Annotated in this window: 9 protein-coding genes and 1 pseudogene; 8 read left to right on the top strand and 2 right to left on the bottom strand. The window is 67.0% G+C overall.

The annotated features are described in order from the left end of the window. From dmpG to thmT, 5 genes and pseudogenes are all read left to right on the top strand, one after another. Window positions 1-584, top strand: a 584-nt coding sequence (dmpG, locus tag PHX69_RS13060) for a 4-hydroxy-2-oxovalerate aldolase (protein ID WP_288044223.1), incomplete at its 5' end; no start/stop codon positions are given. A gap of 18 nt (window positions 585-602) precedes the next feature. Then, a complete protein-coding gene (locus tag PHX69_RS13055) occupies window positions 603-2,039 on the top strand; it encodes a methyl-accepting chemotaxis protein (protein ID WP_288044222.1) in 1,437 nt (478 codons plus the stop codon). 63 nt (window positions 2,040-2,102) lie between these two features. Next, entirely contained in the window at window positions 2,103-2,891 is a 789-nt protein-coding gene (gene dmpH, locus PHX69_RS13050) for a 2-oxo-3-hexenedioate decarboxylase (RefSeq protein ID WP_288044221.1), read from the top strand. Window positions 2,892-2,911: 20 nt separating this feature from the next. Then, on the top strand, window positions 2,912-3,898 hold the full coding sequence (locus PHX69_RS13045; RefSeq protein WP_288044219.1) for a Bug family tripartite tricarboxylate transporter substrate binding protein: 987 nt from the start codon (window positions 2,912-2,914) through the stop codon (window positions 3,896-3,898). A gap of 21 nt (window positions 3,899-3,919) precedes the next feature. Further along, a pseudogene (gene thmT, locus PHX69_RS13040) lies at window positions 3,920-4,129 on the top strand (2-hydroxymuconate tautomerase); the annotation flags it as partial. A gap of 86 nt (window positions 4,130-4,215) precedes the next feature. Here thmT and PHX69_RS13035 read toward each other — a convergent pair. Continuing rightward, a complete protein-coding gene (locus tag PHX69_RS13035; RefSeq protein WP_288044217.1) occupies window positions 4,216-6,171 on the bottom strand; it encodes a GspE/PulE family protein in 1,956 nt (651 codons plus the stop codon). Window positions 6,172-6,226: 55 nt separating this feature from the next. Next, entirely contained in the window at window positions 6,227-7,030 is an 804-nt protein-coding gene (locus tag PHX69_RS13030) for an exodeoxyribonuclease III (RefSeq protein ID WP_288044216.1), read from the bottom strand. A 10-nt stretch (window positions 7,031-7,040) separates the two neighbouring features. Between PHX69_RS13030 and pyrE the strand changes: the two genes are divergently transcribed. The 3 genes from pyrE to PHX69_RS13015 all read left to right on the top strand — a co-directional run. Next, on the top strand, window positions 7,041-7,730 hold the full coding sequence (pyrE, locus tag PHX69_RS13025) for an orotate phosphoribosyltransferase (RefSeq protein ID WP_288044214.1): 690 nt from the start codon (window positions 7,041-7,043) through the stop codon (window positions 7,728-7,730). Window positions 7,731-7,783: 53 nt separating this feature from the next. Beyond that, on the top strand, window positions 7,784-8,521 hold the full coding sequence (locus PHX69_RS13020) for a DUF4124 domain-containing protein (protein ID WP_288044212.1): 738 nt from the start codon (window positions 7,784-7,786) through the stop codon (window positions 8,519-8,521). An 8-nt stretch (window positions 8,522-8,529) separates the two neighbouring features. Next, on the top strand, window positions 8,530-9,202 hold a 673-nt coding region (locus PHX69_RS13015), incomplete at its 3' end, for an urease accessory protein UreD (protein WP_288044210.1).

The raw sequence follows: 9,202 nt of genomic DNA, 5'->3' as shown, positions 1-9,202 counted from the left end.
TCAAACAAGCCAAGCTCATGGAAAGCTACGGCGCCAACTGCATCTACATCACCGACTCGGCTGGCCACATGCTGCCGCACAACGTCAGCGAAAAACTCGGCGCCGTGCGCCAGGCCTTGAAGCCCGAGACCGAACTGGGCTTTCACGGCCACCACAACCTGGCCATGGGCGTGGCCAACAGCCTGGCCGCCATCGAAGCCGGGTGCAGCCGCATCGACGCGGCTGCGGCGGGCCTGGGCGCCGGGGCGGGCAACACCCCCATGGAAGTGCTGGTGGCCGTGTGCGACCTCATGGGCATCGACACCGGCGTGGACGTGTTCAAGATCCAGGACGTGGCCGAAGACCTGGTGCTGCCGATCATGGACTTCCCGATCCGCATCGACCGCGACGCGCTCACGCTGGGGTATGCGGGGGTGTACGGCAGCTTCCTGCTGTTTGCCAAGCGCGCCAGCGAGAAATACGGCGTGCCCGCGCGCGAGATTCTGGTGGAGATGGGCCGGCGCGGCATGGTCGGCGGCCAGGAGGACATGATCGAAGACACGGCGCTGACCATGGCCAAGGCGCGGGGCCTGATGCCCGCATAACCCCGCAACCACCGATATATGGGCACGTTGCTCGGCTCTGCGGTGGTGCTGCTGTTGGCGGCACTGGCTTGGCCCGCCTGGTCATTGCCTTGGGCGGGTTTGCGCGAGCTGGCCCTCCTCGGTTTGGCCCTGCTGGCGCTGGTCGGCGTGGCGGGCCGTGCCCGTGGCGGGTGGGCCCGCGTGGGCCGCCGTGCCATGGCAGCGGCGCTGGGGCGGCTGGACCAGCAGGCCCTGGATGTCACAGTGAACAACGCCAGCATGATGTCGTCGTTCACCAAGGTGGTAAGCGCCTCGCGCGTGCAGGCTGGCGCTCTGGCGCAGTTGCTCGATGGTGTCGGTGCGCTCAACCGCAGCGTGGAAACGGTGGCGCAAGCGGCCGCCGTCACTCGCAACGAGGTCGATTCCATGCATGCGCTGGCCGTGCAGGGCGATGGCCTGCTGCACCAGACCATGGAGCGCATTGCCGCGCTGGAGCCATCGGCCCAGGGCCTGGAAGAGCGCTTTCGCGAGGTCATGCGACACCGCGACAACATCGAAACCATCCTGGACATCATCCAGAAGGTGGCCATGCAGACCAACCTGCTGTCGCTCAATGCCGCCGTTGAGGCTGCCCGCGCCGGTGAACACGGGCGGGGTTTCAGCGTAGTGGCCCAGGAAGTGCGCCAGCTGGCCACCCGCACCAACGAGGCCACGCTGCAAATCCGCCAGATGGTGTCCGGCATCACCCACAGCACGGTGGCCGCAGACAGCTATTTGCAACAGGTGCTGCAAGACATCCACGGCAGCATTGAGCGCACCCGCGACACCAGCACCGCGCTGGCCGACATCCGCACCCGCGCGGGCCGCACCCTGGAGGCTGCCAGTGATATGGCCGCCGCCGCCCATACCCAGGAGGGCCTGAGCCAGGACTTGGTGGCCAACGCCCAGGCCCTGTCGGCAGCGGCACAGCAATCGGTGGAATCGATTGGTGCCAGCAATGCCCAGCTGCGCACGGTGCAGGGCCTGATCGGGCAGCTCAAGCGCGAAACCTCGCAGCTGCTGCCTGGCCGCGCTCCGCTGGCGGTACTGGCCGACTGCATCGAAGAGCTGCGCGCCTGCAACATCCTCATCATGAATGCCGATGCCTGCCGCGAGATTGGCGCGGTGGTGGAGCGCATTGGGCAACTCGATCAACTCATCGACAGCACCTGGTCGCATTACCAACGCGGCCTGCGCGAGCCGTCGCAGGTGGCCGCAGCGCAGGCGTTTGCCACCGCCTTGCAAACCTACCGCCGGTTGCGCAACGACATGCTGGCGCTGGCCCAGTCCGAGCAGTTTGACCAGGTGCGCATCCATGTACCCCAGCGGGTGCGCCCCGCCTACGACCTGGTCAAAAGCAGCCTGGCGCAGCTGGGCCCGCCCGCCCCGTTGGCCCGCAGCCCCCTGGCGAGCCTGGTGGCCCGGCTGCCACGCTGAGCAGCGCGGTGCCCGCTGCTCCCATTCCCCCGATTTTTTCCACTCTACGACGAAGGCCCCTCCATGCCACTGCAAGCCCACACCCTCGCTGAACTGGCCCAGCACCTGGAAAACTGCCAACTGCAAGCCCAGGACACCCTGAAAATCACCGAAGCCCACCCCGATATGGACTGGGACGATGCCTACGCCATCCAGGACTTGATTCTGGCCAGCAAGCTGCGCAAGGGCGCGCGCGTGGTGGGCTACAAGGCCGGTTTGACCTCGCACGCCAAAATGAAACAAATGGGCGTGACCGACCCGGTGTTCGGCTTCCTGGTGGATGAATACGTCGTGGCCGAGGGCGCCGAGGTCAAGGTCAGCGAGCTGATCCACCCCAAGGTGGAGCCTGAAATCTGCTTCATCACCCGCACCGAACTCACCGGCCCTGGTTGCCACATCGGCGCTGTGCTGGCCGCCAGCGATGTGGTGCTGCCCGGCATCGAAGTGATCGATAGCCGCTACCGCGACTTCAAGTTCGACCTGAAAAGCGTGATTGCCGACAACACCTCGGCGGCGCGTTTCGTGGTCGGTGGCCGCGTGGCCTCGGCGCGTGACCTGGACTTGCGCACCTTGGGCGTGGTGCTGGAAAAGAACGGCCAGCCCGTGGCCCTGGGGGCAGGCGCTGCCGTGCTGGGCCACCCCGCCGCCGCTGTGGCCATGCTGGTCAACCACCTGGGGCGCCGTGGCCAATCGCTGCCCGCTGGCAGCCTGGTGCTGTCGGGCGGCATCACCGAAGCCGTGCCGGTGCAGGCGGGCGACAACGTCACCTTGCGCATCCAGAACCTGGGCAGCGTGTCGGTTCGGTTCGTGTAACCCAGAAAAGAGACAACACCATGCAACGCAGACAATTCATCGCCACCGGCGTGGGCGCCGCCCTTACAGCCTCCGTGGCTGCGCTTCCCGCGTGGGCGCAAGAGGCTTGGCCGACCAAGCCGGTCAAGCTGATCGTGCCGTTCCCGCCCGGCGGGCCCACCGATGTGATGGGGCGTACGGCGGCCAAGGTCATGGCAGAAAAACTGGGCCAACCCTTTGTGGTGGAAAACAAGGCCGGTGCGGGCGGCAACATCGGCACCGAGGCCGTGGCCAAGGCCGCTGCCGATGGCTACACCATCGGCCTGTCGGCCATCAGCAGCCTGGCCATTGCGCCGCACCTGTACGCCAAAGTGCCGTTCTCGGTCGAAAAAGACTTTGCGCCGATCTCGCTGGTGGGCACCTCGCCCTGCGTCATCGTCGTACACCCGAGCGCGCCCTTCAGCGACCTCAAGGGCCTGGTGGCCTACGCCAAGGCCAACCCGGGCAAACTCAACTACGCCACCTCGGGCATCGGCACCAGCAACCACCTGGCGGCGGAGTTGTTGCAGGCCACGGCGGGCATCCAGCTGACCAGCGTGCCGTACAAAGGCTCCAGCCAGATCGTGCCCGACCTGCTGTCGGGCGTGCTGCTGATGAGCATGGAAAGCTCGCTGGCCACCACGCTGCAACACATCAAGGCGGGCAAGCTCAAGGCGATAGCCGTGACCTCGCCCAAGCGCTCGCGCGCCCTGCCCCAGGTGCCCACCATTGCCGAGTCGGGCTACCCCGGTTTTGAAGTGGAGACCTGGTTCGGGCTGGTGGCGCCGGTGGGCACGCCACGCGCCATCGTGGACAAGCTCCAATCGGCCTGGAGCGAAGGCTCCAAGCTGGCCGATGCCACCAACGCCTTCGAGGCCATCTCTGCCGACATCCGGGTGCAGACACCGGCACAGTTTGCCGATTTCATCCGCGCAGAAAACCTGCGCTGGGGCAGCCTGATCCAGAAGCTGGGTATCAAGCTCGATTGATGGCCCCCTTCGTTCTTTGACCATTGCCAGGAAACCGCCATGCCATTTGCCCAGATTTACATGATTGAAGGCCGCACCGAAGCGCAGAAAAAAGCCGTTATCGAAAAAGTCACCCAGGCCCTGCACGAGGCCGTGGGCGCGCCCAAAGAGAATGTGCGCGTCTGGATCCACGATGTGCCCAAAGAGAACTGGGGCATTGCCGGCGTCAGCGCCAAAGACCTGGGCCGCTGAGCGCCTTCTGGCGGCTGGTTTTGGTGCATTTTTGATAGCTGCTCGCGCTCGTCCCGCAAGGGCTGGAGGCACTTTTGGCTATCAATTCACAGGTTGGTGGCCGCCAGCACCTCGGGCATATCGGTCAGGCCCTGCAAGACTTTGTCGATGCCATCCTGGCGCAGGGTGCGCATGCCCGCTTGCAGCGCGCTGTGGCGGATCTCGGTGGCGCTGGCGCGCTGGCGGATGTGCTGGCGGATGGCGTCGTCGCTTTGCATCAGCTCGTGGATGCCCAGGCGCCCCCGGTAGCCGTGGCCGTCGCACTGGCTGCAGCCTTTGCGCTGCCACAGCGTGACCGTGCCGCTGGCGTCGCCGTGGTGGCTGCGCCAGCGCGCCACCTGCGCGGCGCGCGCCTCGGGCGTGTTCTGTACGCCGCTGGCCAGGTACTGCGAGGCCATGGCCAGCAGCGTGTCATTGTCTGCCGGGTGCGGCTGGCGGCAGGCCACGCACAGGCGGCGCACCAGGCGCTGCGCCAGAATGGCCAGCAGCGAATCAGAAAAGTTGAACGGGTCGAGGCCCATTTCGAGCAGCCGCGTGATGCTCTCGGGCGCCGAGTTGGTGTGCAGCGTCGATAGCACCAAGTGCCCCGTCAGCGACGCCTCGATGGCGATGCGCGCGGTTTCCTCATCGCGCATTTCGCCAATCAGGATTACATCGGGGTCGGCGCGCAAAAACGTGCGCATGGCGGCGGCAAACGTCCAGCCGATGCGCGGGTTGACCTGCACCTGGCGCAGGCCCGACTGGGTGATTTCGATGGGGTCTTCGGCCGTCCAGATTTTGCGGCCCTCGGTGTTGATGTCGCTCACCACCGAATGCAGCGTGGTCGTCTTGCCGCAGCCCGTGGGGCCGCACACCAGCACCAGGCCGTAGCTTTTGTGCACCACGGCGCGCAGCACTTGCAGGTGGGCGGGGCTCAGGCCGATGTGCTCCAGCGGTATGGGCTTGGCGCTGGCCAGCAGGCGCAGCACCACGTCTTCCAGCCCGTGCGAGGTGGGCACCGTGACCACGCGCAGCTCCACCGGCGGGCCGCCAAAGCGGGCAAAGTCGATCTTGCCGTCCTGGGGCTTGCGGTGCTCGGAAATGTCCAGGCTGGCCATGATCTTGATGCGCGCCACCATGGCAAAGCGAAACCGCGCGGGCAGCTCCAGGTAGGGCGCCAGCTCGCCATCGACGCGCAGGCGGATGCGCACGTTCTGCGGCGCCGGTTCGGTCTCGATGTGGATGTCGGAGGCGCGGTGCGCAATGGCCTCGTTGATGACGGAGTTGATCAGCCGCACCAGCGTGTTGTCCGACTCGCTGACCACATCGGCTTGCTGGGCATCGCCCTCGGGCAGGGCGCTGGTGAGGTCGCTGGCCAGCTCCTGGGCGCTGGCGCGCTGCATGGCCAGCGGCGGCGGGTTGCCTGCGGCCTTGGTCAGGGAGCGCGGCGTCCCGGTGGTTGGTGGGTTGCCCGGGTGGGTGCGGTAGGCCCGGGCAATGGCGGGCAGCAGGGTGCCCGGCGCGGCCTGCACCGGCACCAGCCGCCGCTGGGTCAGAAAGCGCAACTCATCGAGCAGCACGCGGTCCAGCGGGTCGGCCATCAGCACCGCCAGCGCGTCCTCGCGCGCCAGCAGGGGCAGCACGGATTCGCGCTCGGCCACGGCGCGCGGCACCAGCGCCAGCGCGGCGGCGTCGGGGGGTAGCTCGCTGGGGTCCACCATGTACCCGCCCAGCCAGCTGCCAATCACCTGGCGCAGCCGCTCTTGCGTCAGGTCGCCCTGGGCCACCAGGATTTGGCCCACGGGGCGGTGCTGCCCACACTCACGCTCTTGTTGCTGGATTTGCAGGCTGCGCAGCAGCGCTGCCGGTGTGACCAGCCCAGCCTGCACCAGCGCCTCGCCCAGATGGTGTGCATTGCCCACCAGAGGGTGCGGCGCATTCACCAGCCGCCACAGGCTGTCTGCGTCTTTGGGGTGCAGGCAGGTGGACGGCGGTGCGTCGGTGGTCATCAGGGAGTCGGGCATGGGAAGGCAGCGGTGGAGATGGCGGACGGGGCGCTGGCGGTGGGCCAGTCGCGGCTCAGAGTGTGAAGGCGTAGTCCACCGTGATGGGCGCGTGGTCAGAGAATTTCTCGCCCTTGTAGATGTGCTCGGCCTGCGCCAGCGCAGCCAGGGCGGGGGTGGCCAGGTGATAGTCCAGCCGCCAGCCCACGTTGTTGGCGTAGGCCTGGCCCCGGTTGCTCCACCAGGTGTAGGCGGCATCGGTGGCCTCGGGTTGCAGGCGGCGGTACACATCCACCAGCCCGCCACCGGGCTCGGTGGGGTGCAGGATCTGGCTCACCCAGGCGCGCTCTTCGGGGGTAAAGCCGCTGTTTTTCTGGTTGCTGCGCCAGTTTTTCAGGTCGATGTTCTGGTGGGCGATGTTCAGGTCGCCGCACAAAATGAATTCGCGCTCGGCCTTGGTCTGCATCAGGTGCGGGTGGAACCCGGCCAGAAACCGGAACTTGGCCTGCTGGCGCGCCTCGCCCGAGGCGCCACTGGGAAAGTAGGCGCTGATGACCGAGAGCTTGCGCGCGGGCGTGTCAAAGCGCAGCTCCAGGTAGCGGCCTTCGGCATCGAACTCGGGCGAGCCATAGCCCGCCACCACATCGCTGGGCTCGTGGCGGGTATAAATGCCCACGCCCGAATAGCCTTTTTTCTCGGCGTAATGGAAATACCCGCGCAGGCCCGCCAGCTCCTCGAACTTGCCTTCTATATCGGCGGCCTGGGCTTTGATTTCCTGCACGCAAATACAATCCGGGCGCAGGCTGGCCATCCAGTCTTCGGCGCCTTTGCGGGTGGCGGAGCGGATGCCATTGAGGTTGAGGCTGGTTAACTTGAACAAGGAATTTCCCATGGTGGTTGGTGGCGCGCAAGCAATAGAGAAAGACCGTCTGGCACAGGATTTTGTGCGTTTTGCGGTGGAGTCGGGCGTGCTGCGCTTTGGCGAGTTCAAGACCAAGGCCGGGCGCCTGAGTCCGTATTTTTTCAACGCCGGTTTGTTTGATGACGGTGCCAAGATGGGTCGGCTGGCCGAATTCTATGCACAAGCCCTGATCGACAGCGGCATCGAATTCGACATGGTGTTTGGCCCCGCCTACAAGGGCATTCCGCTGGCCGCCACGGTGGCCGTGGAGCTGGCGCGCCGGGGCCGCAACGTGCCCTTTGCCTACAACCGCAAAGAGGCCAAAGACCACGGCGAAGGCGGCACCCTGGTGGGCGCGCCGCTGCAAGGGCGCGTGCTCATCGTCGATGACGTGATGTCGGCAGGCACCGCCGCCCGCGAATCCATTGCGCTGATCCAGGCCGCAGGCGCCACGCCCCACGCCGTGGTCATCGCCCTGGACCGCCAGGAAAAAGCCACCGAAAACGGCCAGGACGTGAACCACAGCGCCGTGCAATACGTGCGCCAGCAACTGGGCTTGCAGGTGTGCGCCATCGCCACGCTGGCCGATTTGTTGCAGTATTTGCAGCAAGATGACGGCTCGGGCGTATCGGCCCACCACGAGCGGGTGCTGGCCTACCGCCAGCGCTACGGCGTGTAACGCCATTGCCCGTGTCCTGTGTGGCGCAACTGTTTTGTGGAAAGGGCCCGGCGATGACACCTTTGCGACCCCACCGTGCCTGGATGGCGGCCCGCACGCTGGCCCTGGCAACCGGCCTGGCGGCCACGGGCTGCACGCTGGCGTGGGCCCAGCCCCTGGCGCAGGGTTCGGGCATTTACACCTGCATCGACAAAAACGGCCGCAAGCTGACTGCCGACCGCCCCATCGTGGAGTGCCTTGACCGCGAACAGCGCGAGCTGAGCCCCTCGGGCACCGTGCGCCGGGTGGTGGGCCCCACCCTGACCGAACAAGAGCGCGCCGCCCAGGAAGTGCAGCGGCGCAAAGAGCAGGAAGAGCGCAACCGCATTGCCGACGACCGCCGCCGCGACCGTGCCCTGCTGGCGCGCTACCCCGACAAAGCTGCGCATGACGCCGAGCGCGCCAACGCCATCGCCCAGGTGGAAGAAGTGAGCAACGCCGCCGCCAAGCGCATTGTGGATTTGCAGGCCCAGCGCAAGACGCTGGACGTGGAGCTGGAGTTCTACCGCAACGACCCGCTCAAGGCGCCCATGGCGCTGCGCCGCCAACTGGCGGAAAACGACGAAGGCATCCTGGAGCAACAGCGCTTTATCACCGGCCAAGACCGCGAGAAGCGCCGCGTCCACCAGCGCTTTGACATAGAGCTGGGGCAACTGCGGCGCCTGTGGGCCATGCAGCACGCCGCGCCCGCACCGGGCGGGGCGCCGCCCGCCGCCGACATCCCCCCGGCAGCAGCGGCTGCGGGGCGTTAATTTTTTGTATGCCCTGGCACGCCCACCTCCAACTTGACTACCGCCGCGAAGGCGCCCGCACCGTGGTGCGCCACGCACACAACGGCCCGCTGCGCATCCTGAAAAGCCTGTACCCCGAAGGCGACGCCATTTGCCACAACGTGCTGGTACACCCGCCCAGCGGCCTGGTGGGCGGCGACACGCTGGACATCCGCGCCCAGGTGGCCAGCGGCGCGCACGCCCTCATCACCACGCCGGGGGCCACGCGCTTTTACCGATCTACGGGCGAGCTGGCGCTGCAACGCACCCACGCTGTGCTGGACGCGGGCGCCCGGCTGGAATGGCTGCCGCTGGAAGCCATTGCCTACAGCGACTGCCAGGCCGAAAACCGCCTGACGCTGGAGCTGGCGCCGGGCGCCGAGTTTTTGGGCTGGGACGCCACTGCCCTGGGCCTGCCCCACGCCGACCAGCCCTTTGCGGCGGGCCGCTTTGTGCAGCACATCGACGTGCCCGGCGTGTGGCTGGAGCGCGGCCACATCGCCGCCACCGACGACCTGCTGCTGAACAGCCCGCTGGGGCTGGCCGGGCAGCGCTGCATGGCGTCGATTTTTTTCATCACCGGATCGGCGCTGGAGCGCACCCGCCGCGACACCGCCCTGGACTTGGCCCGCGCCGTGATCGACGCCCACCCGCTGGCCGCCA

This window comes from Simplicispira sp., assembly GCF_028687295.1.
GTDB classification, from domain to species: Bacteria; Pseudomonadota; Gammaproteobacteria; order Burkholderiales; family Burkholderiaceae_C; genus Simplicispira; species Simplicispira metamorpha.
This window is presented reverse-complemented; position numbering and strand designations above follow the sequence as displayed.